This window comes from Roseibium aggregatum (assembly GCF_017309185.1).
Taxonomy (GTDB): domain Bacteria; phylum Pseudomonadota; class Alphaproteobacteria; order Rhizobiales; family Stappiaceae; genus Roseibium; species Roseibium aggregatum_B.
Genome location: NZ_JAEKJZ010000003.1, coordinates 35,630 through 53,062 on the forward strand (window position 1 = coordinate 35,630; position 17,433 = coordinate 53,062).

A 17,433-nucleotide genomic window follows, 5' to 3' on the forward strand; every position below is an offset into this window, starting at 1 on the left:
CAGTCTAAATGGCATTTGCACAAAGAAGCGTCTCCGCAGGCGCCAGCCCCATAAGCGATCCAATCAAAGTCATGGTCGTCGACGATGCGGTGGTTATCCGCGGTCTGTTGACGCGCTGGCTCGGCGAAGACAAGGGCATAAAGGTCGTCGGTTCCCACAGAAACGGCAAGATGGCCGTTGAGGATATCGAAAAAAGCAATCCGGACGTCGTCGTTCTGGACATCGAAATGCCTGAAATGGACGGCATGACCGCCTTGCCGCTGATGCTGGCCAAGAAGCGCGATCTTGTGGTCATTATGGCGTCGACGCTGACACGGCGGAACGCTGAAATCAGCCTGAAGGCCCTTTCCCTGGGCGCAGCCGATTATGTTCCGAAGCCGGAATCGACGTCTGAAGTGACCACTTCCGTCGATTTCCGCCGCGAACTGGTCGACAAGGTTAAGGCGCTTGGCACCCGCGCCATCCGCATGCGCGGTCCCGCGCGGACCATGCGCGCCGAAACCAGTGCCGGACGCACCGCTCAGCCGGTCCAACCGGTTCCGTCCCGCCCGACAACAGATACGCGCGCAAGCTTTCGTGGAGCTGCCCAACCGGCAGCGGCAGCCGCGGGTGGCCGCAAGTTTCAGACGCGGCCCTATTCCTCGGCCCGGCCACGTATCCTGGCCATCGGTTCGTCTACCGGCGGACCGCAGGCGCTCCAGGAAGTGATGAAGGAAGTCGGCACGGCGATGAACGATGTGCCGGTCGTCATTACTCAGCACATGCCGCCGACCTTCACCGCGATCCTTGCCGAGCACATGGGCAAGGCGGCTCTGCGCCCGGCCAAGGAAGGCGAGGATGGCGAGATGCTGAAACCCGGCAACATCTATGTCGCACCGGGCGGCAAGCATATGGTGCTGGAAAAGGAAGCGGGCGGGGTGAAGATCCGCCTGACCGACGGACCTCCCGTGAATTTCTGCAAGCCCGCCGTCGACCCGCTGTTCGACAGTGTCGCCAAGGCATACGGTTCGGCCAGTCTTGCGGTGATCCTGACCGGCATGGGTCATGACGGCGCGGACGGCGTGAAAACCATCTCCGCAGGCGGTGGCAGTGTCATCACCCAGGACGAAGCCTCGAGCGTTGTCTGGGGCATGCCCGGCGCCGCCGCGGCCACGGGCGTGTGTTGCGATATCCTGCCCTTGAAGGACATCGGACCGAAGATCTCACGCATTCTGAAGGGGAACACACGATGACCCCGAGCGAATTCGAGTTTCTCAAGAGCTTCCTGAAGACCAAGTCCGGTCTCGTCCTGTCGAACGACAAGCAGTATCTGGTCGAAAGCCGGCTTCTGCCGATCGCGCGCAGTTCAAAGCTGGAGACGCTGAGCGCGGTTATCCAGACCCTTCAGCGCGGCGGCAACCGCGCGCTGGAGACCGAGGTGATCGAGGCGATGACGACGAACGAGTCGTTCTTCTTCCGCGACAAGACGCCTTTCGATCATTTCAACGACACCATGCTTCCCGCTCTCCTGGACAGCCGGGCAACGCGCCGGCAGATCAAGATCTGGTGCGCGGCCGCATCCACGGGGCAGGAACCTTATTCTCTGGCGATCTGCCTCAAGGAGGCGGCGGCCAAGATGGGCGGCTGGCGGACGAGAATCCTTGGAACGGATCTTTCGCAGGAAGTCCTGGAGAAGGCGAAAACCGGTCTCTACAGCCAGTTCGAGGTGCAGCGCGGCCTGCCGATCCAGATGCTCCTGAAATATTTCGAGCAGAAGGGCGACATGTGGCAGATCAATTCCGCCATGCGCGCCATGGTCGAGTGGAAGAAACTCAACCTCCTGGAAAGCTTCACACATCTTGGCGAATTCGACATCGTGTTTTGCCGGAACGTGCTGATCTACTTCGATCAGTCGACCAAGTCGGAGATCCTCGAGCGCCTGGCGAAAACGCTTCCAGATGATGGCTTCCTGGTTCTCGGTGCCGCCGAAACCGTGGTGGGGCTGACCGATGCCTTCAAGCCGGTTTCAGGCAAGCGTGGCCTGTTCCAGAAGAAACAGGCGGTTCATGCGGCCACCGGAACGACGATGCGTCCGAGGCTTGCGGTCTAAGCGCGAGCGCCGCGGATCCTGAAAATGCAAACTGACGAAGGCGGCCTAAAGCCGCCTTTTTCGCGTTTGTCGCAGGATGCTTCAACGCCCGACACGACCTAAACCCCATTCCGCCGACTCTCGTAAATTTTACGGGATTGGTCGCGGTAACCTCTTGCCAAAACAGGTATCCATTCCAGTTTTACAACCGTAGTCAGTCCGGGTTCCCGAAGACCGATCTTTTTTTCAAGGGGGCCTGATCGTTCGGACCGAATGACGGGAGTAAAAAATGACCGAGATAAAAGTGGAACTGACGCGCCGTGCTGCTCTTCTTGGAGCGGGCGGGGCGATTGCAGGTGCAAGTCTTGCCGGATCGACGGCGGTTCACGCGGCAGCCGAAAAACAGGGAGCCCTGCCGGCACCCGTCGCGCGTTACTCTGTTGGCGGTTTCGAGGTGAACACCCTCCATGACGGCGCGGTTTCCCTTAAAGAGCCGCAAAAAACGTTCGCGATGAATGTCGATGTCGATACCTTCGCGTCTACCAACGCGGAAAATTTCCTGCCCAATGACGATTTCCAGATCAGCTTTACGCCGACGCTGATCAACACCGGAAACGAGCTGGTCCTGTTCGATACGGGCAATGGCGAGGGCGCGCGGCCCGCGCGCGGTAACCTGACTTCGGCCGTGAAAAGTGCCGGCTACCTGCCGGAACAGGTGGACGTCGTGGTGCTGACCCACATGCACCCGGACCACATCGGTGGCCTGATGGAGGGCGGGGCGCCGACGTTCGCGAACGCGCGCTACGTGACCGGCCGCAAGGAATACGATTTCTGGGCCGGCATGGACCCGGAAGCCAATGGCGTGACCAAACTGCTTGCATCGAATGTGAAGCCGCTCGCTGAAAAGATGACTTTTCTGGAAGATGGCGGGTCCGTGGTGAGCGGGATCACGGCGGTGGCAGCCAACGGTCATACGCCCGGTCACATGATTTACATGATCGAAAACGACGGCAAACAGCTTGCTCTGACCGCGGATACGGCGAACCACTATGTCTGGTCCCTGGCGCATCCGGAGTGGGAGGTCCGTTTCGACATGGACAAGGAAGCCGCCGCGGCCACCCGAAAATCCGTGTTCAGCATGCTGGCGAACGACAAGATCCCGTTTGTCGGTTACCACATGCCGTTTCCGGCGGTGGGATATGTGGAAACCAATGGCACCGGTTTCCGCTATGTTCCGGCGTCCTATCAGCTGCAGCTCTGAAGGGCTGCACAAGACGTTTGACAACAAAAAAGCCCCGGTATCGACCGGGGCTTTCGATTTTCGGTGTTGGCGCCGTTGATTAGGCGGCTGCCTCGACGTCGGGCTCGCGCAGCACGTAGCCGCGGCCCCAGACCGTCTCGATGTAGTTCTTGCCGGAAGTGGCTGCCGCCAGTTTCTTGCGCAGCTTGCAGATGAAGACGTCGATGATCTTCAGCTCCGGCTCGTCCATGCCGCCGTAAAGGTGGTTCAGGAACATTTCCTTGGTGAGCGTCGTTCCCTTGCGCAGGGAGAGAAGCTCGAGCATCTGATATTCCTTGCCGGTCAGATGAACGCGCTGGCCGCCGACTTCGACGGTCTTGGTGTCCAGGTTGACCCGCAGGTCGCCGGTGACGATGACCGATTGCGCATGGCCCTTGGAGCGGCGGACGATTGCGTGGATACGCGCGACCAGCTCATCCTTGTGGAACGGCTTGGTCATGTAGTCGTCGGCGCCGAAACCGAGGCCGCGGACCTTGTCTTCGATACCCGCGTTGCCGGACAGGATCAGGATCGGTGTCTTGACCTTCGAAACCCGCAGCGTGCGGAGAACCTCGTATCCGGACATGTCCGGAAGGTTCAGATCCAGCATTATGATGTCATAATCGTACAGTTTGCCGAGGTCGATACCTTCCTCGCCAAGATCTGTCGTGTAGACGTTGAAGTTCTCGGACTTGAGCATCAGCTCGATGCTCTGCGCCGTTGCGCTATCATCCTCAATCAACAGTACACGCATTGCCAATCCCCTTGTTCTGCCTTTCCTGGGCAAGTCGCAACGGCTCTGTCGGTGCCTGCTACGAAGGACTGTGTTAACCCCGACTCAAAGCTAGTGGTCAATGGTTAACAAATTATGATTCGTAGCGGCAAGCTCCGACGAGAGTAATCTGTGAACAACAGTCAACTTATTGAATCCCCAGAAAAAAGTCAGATTCATAAATCTTAATGTTGAACATTAAAAAACCGGCGTAACCGATTCCTTCTAGATTCCTTTCGACAAAGCCGTTTTAACTTCGAAATGGCTCTCGCTTGTCAGCCTTCCAAACGTTAAGATTAACCAGAGTCGTAAACGATCGGTTACCAAATCCATTAACTAGGAAAGGAATCTTCATTGAAGGCGCTTTTCGCCGAGATTGATTCGCTTTTGCCGACCGAGATTTATGGCCGGGTTACCGCGGTTCAGGGGCTTCTTGTGGAGATCGCGGGACCGATTCACGAGATGAGCGTCGGTTCGAGGCTTCTGATTGATTCGGGTGAGGATAACCCGAAGGTTCCCGCGGAAGTCGTAGGATTCCGCGAAGGACACGCCTTGTGCATGCCGTTTTCGGGGCTCGAAGGCGTGCGGATGGGCTGCAAGGCGGTGATCCAGGCGCGCGACAGCGTGGTGCATCCGGCCAATGCGTGGCTCGGACGCGTGGTGAACGCTCTCGGCGAGCCGATAGATGGTAAAGGAGACCTTCCCAATGGCGGAGTGCCTCGCAAATTGCGAAGTACGCCGCCGCCGGCCTCGGAACGTAAACGGGTCGGTCCGGCGCTCGATCTGGGGGTCAGGGCGCTCAACACGTTCGTGACCTGCTGTGAAGGCCAGCGCATGGGGATCTTTGCCGGCTCCGGCGTTGGCAAGTCCGTGCTGATGTCGATGCTCGCCAGAAACACCGACTGCGATGTCGCGGTGATCGGTCTTATCGGCGAACGGGGCCGGGAAGTTCAGGAATTCATCGAAGACGATCTGGGCGAGGAGGGGCTGGCGCGCTCCGTCGTCGTCGTGGCGACATCGGACGAAAGCGTCCTGATGCGCCGTCAGGCGGCGTATCTGACGATGACCGTGGCCGAGCACTTCCGGGACGAAGGCAACAATGTGCTGTGCATGATGGACTCGGTCACCCGGTTCGCCATGGCGCAGCGGGAAATCGGCCTGTCGATCGGAGAGCCGCCGACATCGAAAGGCTACACGCCCACGGTCTTTACCGAATTGCCGCGCCTTCTGGAACGGGCGGGGCCCGGCAAAAGCGGCGCCGGATCGATCACCGGCCTGTTCACGGTGCTTGTCGAAGGCGACAATCACAATGAACCTGTCGCGGACGCGGTGCGCGGTATCCTCGACGGTCACGTGGTAATGGAGCGAGCGATTGCCGAACGCGGACGCTATCCGGCGATCAATGTGCTGAAATCCGTTTCCAGGACCATGCCGCGCTGCGTTCCCCCCGAACAGCTTCCTGTCCTTCGCAAGGCCAGGCAATTGCTTTCCACCTATTCGGACATGGAGGAACTAATCCGGCTGGGAGCTTACCGGAAAGGTTCCGACCCGGTCGTGGACGAGGCAATCCACAGGTTCGGACCGATCGACGATTTCCTCAATCAGGGAAAAGACGAATCAACATCGCTTTCCGATGGTTATGTGCAACTTGCCAACCTTTTGGAAATGACTCCGGGGTAGACTGCCCGAGTTAGGGGAGTATTGAGTAATGAAAACCCGAGACAGTTTGATCCGCTTGAAGCGGTTTCAGGTTGACGAAAAAAGGCGGCAGCTTGCTCAGATCGAGAGCATGATCTCCGAGTTCAATCGCATGGCCGACGAACTCGACGATCAGATCCGGTCGGAGCAGGAACGGGTCGGGATCACGGATGTGACACACTTCGCTTATCCGACCTTTGCCAAGGCCGCCGCCGACCGGCGCGACAATCTGCGCAATTCCGCGCACGAGCTGGACGATCAGTTGCAGAGGGCTCAGGACGAGCTCAGCGAAGCCATCGAAGAGCTGAAGAAGTTCGAGCAGCTCGAAGAACGCGACCAGCAACGCGAGCGGACCGCTCAGGAGATCGCCGAGCAGGACCAGCTCGACGAAATCGCGGCCCGGGCAAGGGCGCGCTGAGCGCGGCCATATATACTGAAACTGTTTTTCCGGTGCCTGATCGTAAATTCCTGCGGTCGGGCGTTAGCCCTTTGTCAGCTGTTCTTTTGCGTCACGGTCCTTGGGCCTGACAAACCCTGTCGTGTGCAGTCATCCCTCGACCAGGGAGCGCGGCCATGCCGGAGCGCTCCCGGCGGGCTGCGTTCCGTCACCGCAAGGGCCGGTCCGCTCTGCCCGCCGACAGCGTCAAATCGCTCATTCGTTGATCAGTCGCTCGGTCCGATCATCTGGTCCGGACGCACCAGCGCATCGAATTCTTCCGCCGTTGCATAACCGAGGTTCAAAGTCTCTTCCCTGAGGGAGGTGCCGTTCTTGTGCGCGGTCTTGGCGATTTCGGTTGCCTTGTCGTAACCGATGGCGGGAGCGAGGGCCGTCACCAGCATGAGGGAGCGTTCCATCAAGGCGGTGATGTTGTCCTCGTTGGCCTTGATGCCGGTGACGCACCGATCGGCAAAACTCACAGAAGCTTCCGCAAGCAGTTTGATCGACTGCAGCATGGAATAGGCCATCACGGGCTTGAAAACATTGAGTTCGAAGTGCCCCTGGCTGCCGGCGAAGGAAATCGTGGCCTGGTTCCCGTGCACCTGGGCGCAGACCATGGTCAGCGCTTCGCATTGGGTCGGGTTGACCTTTCCCGGCATGATCGAGGATCCGGGTTCGTTTTCCGGCAGGGAAAGTTCGCCGAGGCCGGAGCGGGGTCCGGATCCCAGAAAACGGATGTCGTTGGCGATCTTGAAGAGCGAGACCGCAACGGTATTCAGCGCGCCGTGGGCATAGACGTAGGCGTCGTGAGCGGCCAGCGCCTCAAATTTGTTCGGAGCGGTGCGGAAAGGCAGTCCCGTGATTTCGGCCACCTGAGCGGCGAATGCTTCGGCAAAGCCCTTCTTCGTGTTCAGGCCGGTGCCAACGGCCGTGCCGCCCTGTGCCAGTTCATAGAGACCGTCGATGGCTTCGGACACCCGCCGGATGCCCATTTCGAGCTGCGCCGCATAGCCCCCGAACTCCTGGCCGAGCGTCAGCGGCGTCGCGTCCTGGGTGTGCGTACGTCCGATCTTGACGATCCCGGACCACTCGGCGGACTTGGCGGCCAGCGCCGCCTTCAGATGGGCGAGCGCGGGCAGCAGGGTCTCCTGGATCTCGCGCGCGGCCGCAATATGCATGGCTGTCGGAAACGTGTCGTTCGACGATTGGCTCATGTTGCAGTGGTCGTTCGGATGCACGGGCGTTTTTGAGCCGATCTCGCCGCCCAGGATCTCGATGGCCCGGTTGGCGATCACCTCGTTGGCATTCATGTTGGACTGGGTTCCAGACCCCGTCTGCCAGACGACGAGAGGAAAATGATCGTCGAACTTGCCGCCGGCAACCTCGCCGGCGGCTTGCTCAATGGCCTCCGCGATGTCCGCGGCGAGTTTTCCCTGAGACCGGTTCACCCGGGCTGCCGCCTGTTTGATTACTCCGAGCGCATGCACCAGCGGCAGCGGCATGGTTTCGCCGCCAATCGGGAAGTTCATAAGGGAGCGGGCGGTCTGGGCGCCGAAATATTTATCGCCTGGAATTTCGAGGGCGCCGAAAGAGTCGGTTTCCGTACGGTCGGGCTTGGACATGTTTCCTCTCATGGGTTTGGGTGTGCCTGATCAGGCGGCTTCAACGAAGTAGAGACTGTTTTTATCCGGGTCGGTCATCGAGAATTGACGTTTTCCGCAAATGCCCTGCCTGATCTTACTCAGGTTGGGCAGGGAGCGGCCGGAAAATTCCTTGTGGAGTTTTTCGATTTCATTGACGCGAAAGACGACGCTCAGGTTGGACAGAAGGCCGGCGTCCGTCATTGGAGCGACCTTGAGGTCCAGTTCATCGCGGCGGATCCTCAACCCGTCGCTTTCCCGGTGGACCGCAAAGCCCAAACCGTCGCTGTAGAACATGGTGGTAAGCCGCAAGTCGGAGGAAAACAGCACCGGTATTGCGGCATAACCGTGGTCGATGACACTTGTATTCATGATTGGCTTCCGCCTGTGTTGGACCATATCCTGAGCCGGCAGAATTCCCTGATGCGCCGGATCGTCCCGTGTCTTGCCTCAGTGCAGGGTCGAGTTTCTGGCATCGCGCAGCGCGTCCGTCGTCTGGAGCGTCGCTTCGATGTCGGCAATGGAGACGGGGCGAAAGCGCTGCCGCAGCCAGAGAAATTCCGCGGCAAGCGCCCAGGCGCGGCTTTCCAGCTCCCGCCAACCGGAACCGCGCGTGATTTCCGCAAGACACCTTGCGGCGCAGTTTCCATCCTGATGCTGCAGGGCTGAAATCAGGGCCATCGAGAGATATTCGTCGCGGGCCATGCAGGGACAATCAAGTCGATGATAGCCTGTTGGGCTGCAGGCGTGGCACCTGTAAATCCGCACGAATTCCCACAATGCATCCAGAAGCGGGCGGCAGCGGTCGGCGCCGAAGTGCCTGGTGTAGGTTTCCCAGGCATCGCGCCATTGCTGTAGGTAGCGGGTGTCGAACCCGTTTTGCACGCAACGCAGTCCGAACACAAACAACCGTTCCGGGCTGTAATCCGGTTTGGGTTTCCGGTCGCTGTTTTCGTCGAGCGCTTCCGCAATCATCGTGTTGTCAGCCTCTTCGATTTGCTGCTTTTGCCTTTCGGGACAGGTCTTCCGGTGTTCAGGCATGGCGGTTTCGCAGTCCGTCGTCGGTTCGCGGCAATGACGCCAGAATTTCCATCCAGGCGGTGTTGAACCGGCTTTCCTCAACCCGATCCTGAACGAAGACCAGAACGCAGGATCCCGATTTCGAATAAAACTCCAGCGACAGGCTCTTCCCGGAGCGAACCACCCAGTAGTCGTCTATGGCCGCTGGATCGAAAAAGGTCCGGTTGGCTTCGCCGGTCAGTTCGACAAGGTCTCCATGGCGCAGTACGCTGTCCAACCGACCGGGTTTCAGCTGCATGCAGGCCCGGGCAGGAACGCCAACGGTCAGGGGCATTCGCATTTCGCAGAAATAGCGCAAGGCGTGCGGAACAACCTGCCGGTCGATGGTCCAGGCTTCGGCGCTGTCGAGCCGGCCAAGCCGGTCGCGGCGGTCTGTTCCCTCGTCAAGCAGGCAGGTATCAAGATTTTCCGATACGCCGAGCTGACAGAACCTCTGTTCGGGAAGTTTTCCGGAAGGCGTGCGGGTTCGGGAAAGAAAGCCGGACATGGCTCCCGCCAGACCCGCCGTGATTTCCTTCTCGCTGGCGCCGTACATGAGAACATCAAAGGCAAGCTGGTCCGACAGGCTTGCGATATGGCACTTGTGGACGGCACGTCCACCCGCTTCGAACAGCTGGAGCGATGGCGCCTCCCTGCTGTTCCTGTCCGCCTCAACCGCCGCGACGGTTTCAATGCCTTCGGGACATAATCTTATTGCTATCCCGGAATTGTCGAAGGTCAGCTCCTCGCCGATGACCATCGGCTTCTGATAAGCGCCGATTTCGCTCATGATGGCACAGTCGTTCGACGTGGTGGCAACCGTTCGGGAGAAACTCGGCAACCAGTCCCTGAGCAGTTCGACGCCGTTGTCCAGTCCTCGCGTGCCCCTGTCCGCGGACATGAGCAGCCGGGTCAGATCGCTGTGCCTCGGGTCCGTCACGCATCCTCGCGCTCCGGGGGCGTTGTCAACTACCAGTTTCACTCCGGCCTCACGTCTTCTCACGATTTCGTCCACGAATTCCGGCTCCCGGTTCTTGCTTCTGGCAATGGATGCTCAATAAACATCGCGGAGATAGCGTTTCTCGCGTTTCAGATTGGCGACATAGGCCTCCGCCGCCTCCGGCGAGAGCGAGCCGAAGGTTGCGACGACATCGTGCAGGGCCTGGTCGACGTCCCTGGCCATGCGCGTCGCGTCGCCGCAAACGTAGAAACAGGCCCCGTCCTCAAGCCAGGCAAACAGGTCCTTGCCGTTTTCCTTCATGCGGTGTTGCACATAGATCTTCTGGTCCTGATCCCGCGAGAACGCGAGATCGAGCCGGTTGAGGACGCCCTGTTCGGTGAATTCGGTCAGTTCTTCCTCGTAAATGAAATCGTGGGCCTTGTGCTGGTCGCCGAAGAACAGCCAGTTCAAGCCCTTGGCGCCGGACGCCCGGCGTTCCTGCAGGAACGCGCGGAAGGGGGCGATACCGGTTCCCGGTCCGACCATGATGACCGGCCGGTCCGTATCTTCCGGCAGCCGGAACGAGTTGTTGGGCGACAGGAAAATTCCGGCGTTGCCGCCATGCTCGATCCTGTCGGCGAGAAAGGTCGAACAGACACCGCCGTGTTCGCGTCCGAAGGCGCGATATCTGACGCTTGCGACGGTCAGATGGATCCGCTCCGGCGCTTCCAGCGGGCTGGAAGAGATGGAATAGGCGCGATGCTGCAGCGGTTTGAGGAGCGCGGCGAACTCCGCCGCCGAGAGGCTCTGGGCCGGCAGCATGCTGAGCAGGTCCAGGATGTCCCGGCCCCAGAGCCAGCTTTCCAGCGCTTCCTTGTCGCCGTTTTTGACTATGTGGCTGAGTTCCTCGTCGCCGGCCCGCCTCTCGATCTCGGCAATCAGGTCCTTCGACGGCGTGGCGATCTCGAGCCGGTGTTTCAGAGCGTCTCCGAAGGCGCCCTCAACGCCGTCAACGGAATCGCCGTATCCGGAACCCAGAACCTCCAGGATCGCTTCGACGAGTTTAGGGTCGTTGACAGGCATAACGCCAAGCGCATCCCCGGCGCTGTAGGAAATTCCGCTGTCACCAAGCGAAAATTCGAAGTGACGGATTTCCTTGCTGGAGCCTTCTCCGGACAGAAGCCGGTTGAGAGCCAGGCTGGACGAATAGGGGGCCTTGCGGGACCATTTCTGCTTTGCCGGTTGCAACGTTCCAGCGGTTTCGGCGGGAACGGAGGCCGGGTCGGCCTTGCGCTCGCTGGCAATCCTGGGCAGGGCGTCTTCCATCCAGCCGCTGGCGTCGTCTTCGAAATCGACATCGCAGTCCGCGCGTGGCAACAGGCGGCGGGCGCCAAGCTGCTCGAGACGCATGTCGATCAACTTGCCGGCCTGACAGAAGTCGTCATAGCCGGTGTTGCCGAGCGCGAGCACGCCGAAGGCCAGGCTTTCCAGTCTCGGGGCTGTCTGCGCGGACAAGGCATCCCAGAAGAGCTGCGCATTGTCCGGCATCTCGCCTTCGCCGTAGGTCGAGATCACGACGAGGACATGAGACATGCCCTTGAGCGCGTCGAGCGCGACATCGTCGAGCGCCTGTACGACCGGTGCCAGTCCCTTGGATTTTGCGACGCCGGCGGCATCCATCGCGACGGTTTCCGCGTTGCCCGTCTGCGTCCCGAAGAGAATGTTCACCACCGGCGCTTCCTTCTGACCGGCGGCGCCCGGTGCGGCGGAAGCCGCGGGCTGGCCCTGCAAGGACAGGCGCGAGTGGAGCCCCGCCAGGAAACCGGAGAGCCATGACCGCTGGTCCTCGTTGAACGGGGCATCTTCTGGGATAAACGGAATTTGCATGTTCGCTCTTTCAGAAATGTATCCGGCCGGTCCCGCCGGGGTCAGGATGAATGCGTTGCGGTGAAGGCCATCAGATCGGCGATGCTGTGTCTGGCGAAGAGTTCCTCGAAACTCGGCAGCTTGCCGACCTTTTCCCGGTTCTTTGCGTTCTGATGCAGGATCCAGCCATAGGTGCCGGGGCTGTCCATCGAAAGAACGTTTCTGCGGGCGAGGGCGGTCTTGTAGTCGCGCAGCCGCTTGTCCGCGATCAGCACGGCCAGTTCCTCGTCGCCGTATTCGGAAACCGCCGTGCGCGCGTAGGCCTGAAGTTTCTTCAGCAGCGAGAAATCTTCCGTCAGCAGCAGGTTGCGGGCGGCTTTTTCAACCTCGGTGTCGGTGATGGCAGTGCTCCCGCTCACCCGCGTCAGCGCGACCGATTGGGCGGTCGACATCACCAGGTAGTTGTTCAGGAGCGCGTACATTTCCTCTGTGTCGGTCTGTCCGTAGCCCGGGACGGCGCCGTCGAGGATCGGCTTGCCCGCTTTCAGCGCAGTCTTGAATTTCTCCAGCTGATGGGCAACCAGCGCAGCGCTCAGTTCCTCTATGAGCTCCTTGCGGGGGCGGGCCGCCAGGATCGCATCGCTGTCCTGGTAGAGAAGAAGCGATTTGGGCATCGCATAGACGAAGTTGCGGCTTTCGCTTTCCCAATGGTCCAGAAGCCATGCGGCCTTCGCCGATCCGGTGGCTTCGGCATGGAGCTCCAGCAGGAAATGAACGGCATCCGCGTGCATCGCCGCGAGCGGCGTGTCCTCGTGAAGACCGTGAAGCTCCACGGAATCGTGGCTCGCCTTGCCGGCGAGTTCGCCGTAGGGGTCGTACTGGTAAGCGAACCCTCCGCTCATGCCGTTGGCAAATCCCTTGCCGAAGCTGCCAATGTTGAGCACAGCGCCGTTGGTCATGTATTCACAGCAGAATTCGCCGACACCTTCGACGACCGCCGTTGCCCCGGAGTTACGCACCGCGAAGCGGTCGCCGGCCTGTCCCTCGATGAAGGTCCGGCCGCCGGTCGCTCCAAAAAGCGCGAAGTTGCCGATCAGCACATTGCCGCCGGCCTCGTCCGACCCGCCGCCCGGCGAACGCACGACAATCGTGCCGCCACAGGCACTCTTGCCGACACCGTCGTTGCAGGTCCCGCTGTGTTCTAGGCGCATGCCGTCGTTGCAGAACGCACCGAAGGACTGTCCCGCCGAACCGGCGGTTTCGATCCGGATCGTGTCCGCATCGAAATAGCGCCTGCCGCGATGGTCCGCGAAGACGGGTGCGGCCGCGCGGGCGGTGCGGTCGTCGATCTGGTAGTTGAGAAGCCGTTCGATATCGACGGCAAGCTGACCGGCGACCGTCTTGTTGCAGTTGTTCAGCCGGGCGTTCGGCTTGAGCACAACTTCCTTTGCCTCTTCCTCGAAGAGTTCCCGACGGACGGCTTCGAGGAAACGGTCGTCGTGCTGGAAATCCTTTTCCAGATAGACTGGTTCGTCGACCAGCACTTCCGAGGCACAGGCCAGCATCGCCCTGAGGTCGAGCCGGCCGACTTGTGCGGCGTGATCGATCAGGTGGAGAAGGTCGGCCCGTCCTCTTGCCTCACGCAGGGAAGGGAGGCCGAGGCCCGACAGGATTTCCCGCGTCTCATGGGCGATATTCAGCAGATACTGAGCCAATGCGCGCGGATCGCCATCGAAGACTTCCGGATTGGTGGTGAGACCCGCCGGACATTTGACGTTGCAGTTCTTCGCCATAACGCATTTCAGCATCATCAGCGCGGTTGTGCCGAATTCGAAGGAATCGGCTCCAAGCAACGCGGACTTGACCACATCGCTGGCGGTCTGATGGGCGCCGGAGCACCTCAGGACGACCTTCTGGCGGATACCGTTGGCGCAGAGCGCCTGATGCACTTCGGCGATGCCGATTTCGGCGGAGCGGCCGGTGTATTTCAGGCTTGTCACGGCAGCCGCGCCGGTGCCGCCCGTGTTGCCGGCGACGTTGATGACATCCGCTCCGGCTTTCGCCACGCCCACGGCGATCGTGCCGATACCTTCGGAAGACACGAGTTTCACGATGACGCGGACACGCGCTGCCTTCGCATCATGGATCAGCTGTGCCAGATCCTCGATCGAATAGGTGTCGTGATGAGGTGGGGGCGAGACGAGTTCGACACCCGGCGTACCGCCACGGGCCGCCGCGATTTCGACGGTGACCTTCGGCGCTGGAAGCTGACCGCCTTCCCCGGGCTTGGCCCCCTGACCGATCTTGATTTCGATCTCTTCCAGGCTGGGGTCGGCCAGGTACCCGGCCCAAACGCCGAACCGTCCCGAGGCAAACTGCTTGATCTTCGAAGACCGGATCGTTCCGTAGCGCGAAATATGCTCGCCGCCCTCTCCGGAATTCGACATGCCTCCGGCCATGTTGGTTCCATGGGCAACCGCTTCGTGGGCCGAGGCGACCAGCGCTCCGTGGCTCATGGCTCCGCTTGCAAGCAGCGGCGTGATCTCGCTGGCCGGCTGGACGGAACCGAGAGAGACCGCTTCCGGCGCGGAGCGGACACGGGACAGGAAGTCCGCCGCCGGTCCGGTGACCCGAACCTTGACGAAACTGTCTTCAAGCCAATGTCCCTGGACGTCGCCCGGGAAGCGCCTGACCAGGGCCTCCGCCAGCTCGGACCGCCGTGCCAGTTGATTGCCACCGGGCCCTGTCAGCGCGAGCTTGAAGGTTTCCTCGTCGACACGATGGCACGACAACCCCCGAAAGTAGAAGAACGAGTTTCCGAAGGGCGCAAACCGGCCGAGCTCGCGTTCGAAGTCCTGCGCGGAGGAGGAAAAGGAGACGTCGGCGGGAAAGTCCAGCACGTCGCGCAGAGCGGCCGGCCGCCGGCCGCGTTCCTCGGACATCATGCGCGAAAAGGCGCGGTACCCGGGCGTGATCGTAAAGGCGTCGATCATCGCGGGCGTCAATCTGTCGAAATTCGTGTAGGTATAAGCCTTTTCGTCCAGTCCGAAGGCCTGCTCCAGGCAGTCCACCGGCAGCAGGCGCAGGTACTCGTCCTGCGCGCCCGCGTCGGGACTGTCGTTGACCTGGATCTTTTCCTCCGTCATGTCGACGAAGCCGCGAACGGCGGTGGTTCCGTAAGAGTGACCGGCCCCTTCCGCGCGCTCCTTGAACAGGCCCAGGAGCGGAATGTCCTTTTCTCCGGAAACCGTGCGGGCCCGCTGGTGCCAGTCGTTCACCGCGGTCGCGATCGTTGTGAACCCGACGCCGCCGACAGGGGTCCTGACGTTCGGAAAATACCGCTTCAGCACGGGGTCGCTGGTATCGAGAAAGTTGGGCTCGAAGAACTCGCCGCCGATGTAACTCTCGGCGGTGCACAAGCCGACCTTGCCCATCGTTTTCAGAAGCGATTTCTCAGCGGCTTTGGCAAAGCGCTTGAATGCGGCATCGGCGTCTTGCGGGAACGTCTCCTCGGCCCGCAGCTGGACGGCGAGCGGATAGACCGCCGAGGCCCCGAACCCGAGCGCCGCCGCTATATGGTGGGCGGAAGAAATCTGTCCGCTTTCGCCGATCAGGGAGGCCTTCAGCCGCAGTCCCTCTTCGATCAGCCGCTGGTTCACCGCCGAGACGATCAGCGTCAGCGGCAGGGCGGCCCGGTCGGAAGAAACCTGCCGGTCGCTCAGAATGACAATACCGCCATGCCTGCCGACATGCTCGGCCACCTGCGAGCAGATTGCCGCGATCTCCGCCTCTAGGGCGCGCGCGTTCTCTTCCCTGTCTTCCGGGACCGGTGTGTAGAGGATGTCCACGACCTTGACCGGCGTCGTGGTCTGGGTGCGCAGCCACTTCATGTCGGTCCTTGAAAGGATAGGACTGTCGATGACGATCTGGCAGTCTTCGCTCCCGGAAAAACTGGGTTTGGCGCCGAGCGCCACCCGCAGGGTCATGCCGTCGGCCTCGCGGATGGAATCGAGCGGCGGGTTGGTCACCTGCGCGAAACGCTGCGAGAAATACTTGGCAACTCCGCCTTCCTGATCGGACAGGGCATTTATTGCGGCGCCGTAACCCATGGCGGAGATCTTCTCCGCGCCTGTGGCCAGCATCGGGTCCATCAGGAACTTGAAGCTTTCCTGATTGTGGGAATAGGCAACGTAGCGCTGGTGCAGTTCGAGATCACCTTCATAGGGGACCAGCCGCCCGGGAATCCTGATCGGCGGGCCCCTGTGCTCGGCAAGGCACAGACGCGCGGCGCTCAGCAGCTTTTCGTAGTCCTGCTTCGCGGCAAGCCGTTCCAACGTCTCGCGGGTGCCCCAGACCCGCTTTTCGCCATGGTCGTAATAGAGCATGCCGCCGGCTTCGATCCGTCCGCGCCGGACAATGTCTTCAGGCGGGAAACCGATCTGACCGGCTTCCGACATGACCGCCAGATACTCCGCTGTCTCCGTCGTCCTGAGAGGACGCAAGCCGAGCCGGTCGAGCCGGGCGCCGATAATGGTGCCGTCGCCGAAGATAAGCGCCGCGGGGCCATCGTTCTTTTCCTCGTAGAGCGAAAAATACTCCAGCATCGCTCTGACTTCGGCAGACAGGGAGGTGTCGTTTTCCCAAGCGGGCGGCATCATGGAGACCACCGCGGTTACCAGATCCAGATCGTCTTCGAGCACCCGCCCCTGCAGGGTCTGGTCGAGCCGGCAACTGTCGGACTGGCCTCTCGGTCGGATGATATTGGCGTTCTTCGCCCGCGCGACGGCCGTTTCCGACAAGCGGTTCTTCTTGTCCGTATTCAACTCGCCGTTATGCGCCATGAAGCGAAACGGCTGCGCCATGCTCGGGTGCGGATCGGTGTTGGTTGAAAAACGCGTATGGAAATAGAGCGTGTGGACCTTGTGCTCCGGATCGCGGAGATCCGTGAAATAGGGTACCAGCTCATAGGAATTCAGCCGTCCCTTGAACACCTGCGTCCGCGTGCTGAGCGACAGCGGATACAGTCCCGCAAGTTCGCTGCGGGTATAGGCTTCGGCCTCAATTGCCAGCAAGGCCTTGTGGACGGTCTTGTCGCAGAGTTGCGACACCCCGCTTTCGTGACTGGCGGTGAACACCCACTGCCGGATCGGCAGCTGGTGCCGGACGGCCCGGGGGCGAAGCGCCGAATTGTCCACCGGCAGATCCCTCTTCAGGATCACAGAAAAACCATGCAGCGTCAGAACATCCGCAACCAGTTTTTCAGCGGCACCGTGCTGGTCCGTGTCGTTGGGCAGAAAGAAATTTCCAACCCCGAAGGTGCCGAGGGCCAGGTCTTCGCGGCCGGTCAGATGGCGGAAGTAGGATTCGGACAGGTCAATCGAAACGCCGGCACCGTCGCCCACACCTTCCGAGGACATTCCGCCACGATGGGGCACGGCGCATAGGGCCTCATGCGCCATCCTGAGGACGTCGTGCGTTTGATGGCCGTCTTTACGGGTGATGAAGCCGACGCCGCAGCTGCTTTTTTCCGTCTGTGCGTCGTAAAGTCCGAAACCTGTCTCTTCCACCTATATGCGTCTCCTCGATTGCCCGATCCGGATATGTGTTCAAGCGGTCCCGCCGGGCGTTCTGGAGCGTGCACCTGCCTATGCCGGTCCGCTGGCGCGGGCCAT

General features: G+C 60.9%; 12 protein-coding genes. 5 read left to right on the forward strand and 7 right to left on the reverse strand.

All coding sequences use genetic code 11. From position 1 onward, the window contains the following. The first annotated feature begins 8 nt into the window (after positions 1-8). From JF539_RS15390 to JF539_RS15400, 3 genes are all read left to right on the forward strand, one after another. Positions 9-1,232: a protein-glutamate methylesterase/protein-glutamine glutaminase gene (locus JF539_RS15390; RefSeq protein WP_207141592.1), complete on the forward strand. Its 1,224-nt coding sequence runs from the start codon at positions 9-11 to the stop codon at positions 1,230-1,232. Continuing rightward, on the forward strand, positions 1,229-2,089 hold the full coding sequence (locus JF539_RS15395; RefSeq protein ID WP_207141593.1) for a CheR family methyltransferase: 861 nt from the start codon (positions 1,229-1,231) through the stop codon (positions 2,087-2,089). Before JF539_RS15390 ends, JF539_RS15395 begins: the two co-directional genes overlap by 4 nt. 268 nt (positions 2,090-2,357) lie before the next feature. Next, positions 2,358-3,329 carry an MBL fold metallo-hydrolase gene (locus JF539_RS15400; protein ID WP_207141594.1) on the forward strand — a complete coding sequence of 324 codons (972 nt, stop codon included), beginning with the start codon at positions 2,358-2,360 and terminating at the stop codon, positions 3,327-3,329. Between the two features lie 79 nt (positions 3,330-3,408). Here JF539_RS15400 and ctrA read toward each other — a convergent pair whose 3' ends face one another. After that, positions 3,409-4,101 carry a response regulator transcription factor CtrA gene (gene ctrA / locus JF539_RS15405; protein ID WP_207141595.1) on the reverse strand — a complete coding sequence of 231 codons (693 nt, stop codon included), beginning with the start codon at positions 4,099-4,101 and terminating at the stop codon, positions 3,409-3,411. Positions 4,102-4,473: 372 nt separating this feature from the next. Here ctrA and fliI point away from each other — a divergent pair, with 372 nt between their 5' ends. Continuing rightward, positions 4,474-5,799, forward strand: coding sequence for a flagellar protein export ATPase FliI (gene fliI / locus JF539_RS15410; RefSeq protein ID WP_207141596.1), 1,326 nt, complete (start codon positions 4,474-4,476; stop codon positions 5,797-5,799). 28 nt (positions 5,800-5,827) lie between these two features. Further along, a complete protein-coding gene (gene fliJ / locus JF539_RS15415; RefSeq protein WP_207141597.1) occupies positions 5,828-6,235 on the forward strand; it encodes a flagellar export protein FliJ in 408 nt (135 codons plus the stop codon). Positions 6,236-6,480: 245 nt separating this feature from the next. On the opposite strand, the gene fumC is transcribed toward fliJ, so the two are convergent. From fumC to JF539_RS15445, 6 genes are all read right to left on the reverse strand, one after another. After that, on the reverse strand, positions 6,481-7,878 hold the full coding sequence (gene fumC / locus JF539_RS15420) for a class II fumarate hydratase (protein ID WP_207141598.1): 1,398 nt from the start codon (positions 7,876-7,878) through the stop codon (positions 6,481-6,483). Between the two features lie 30 nt (positions 7,879-7,908). Beyond that, entirely contained in the window at positions 7,909-8,268 is a 360-nt protein-coding gene (locus JF539_RS15425) for a VOC family protein (RefSeq protein ID WP_207141599.1), read from the reverse strand. Positions 8,269-8,346: 78 nt separating this feature from the next. Then, a complete protein-coding gene (locus tag JF539_RS15430) occupies positions 8,347-8,937 on the reverse strand; it encodes a hypothetical protein (RefSeq protein ID WP_207141600.1) in 591 nt (196 codons plus the stop codon). Next, positions 8,930-9,937: a ChuX/HutX family heme-like substrate-binding protein gene (locus JF539_RS15435; protein WP_207141601.1), complete on the reverse strand. Its 1,008-nt coding sequence runs from the start codon at positions 9,935-9,937 to the stop codon at positions 8,930-8,932. The genes JF539_RS15430 and JF539_RS15435 overlap by 8 nt, the downstream gene beginning before the upstream one ends. A gap of 72 nt (positions 9,938-10,009) precedes the next feature. Next, the gene (locus JF539_RS15440; RefSeq protein WP_207141602.1) at positions 10,010-11,782 is read right to left on the reverse strand and encodes a sulfite reductase subunit alpha; all 1,773 of its coding nucleotides are present in this window, start codon (positions 11,780-11,782) and stop codon (positions 10,010-10,012) included. 41 nt (positions 11,783-11,823) lie between these two features. Then, positions 11,824-17,328, reverse strand: coding sequence for a glutamate synthase-related protein (locus tag JF539_RS15445; RefSeq protein ID WP_207141603.1), 5,505 nt, complete (start codon positions 17,326-17,328; stop codon positions 11,824-11,826). Between the last annotated feature and the right edge of the window lie 105 nt (positions 17,329-17,433).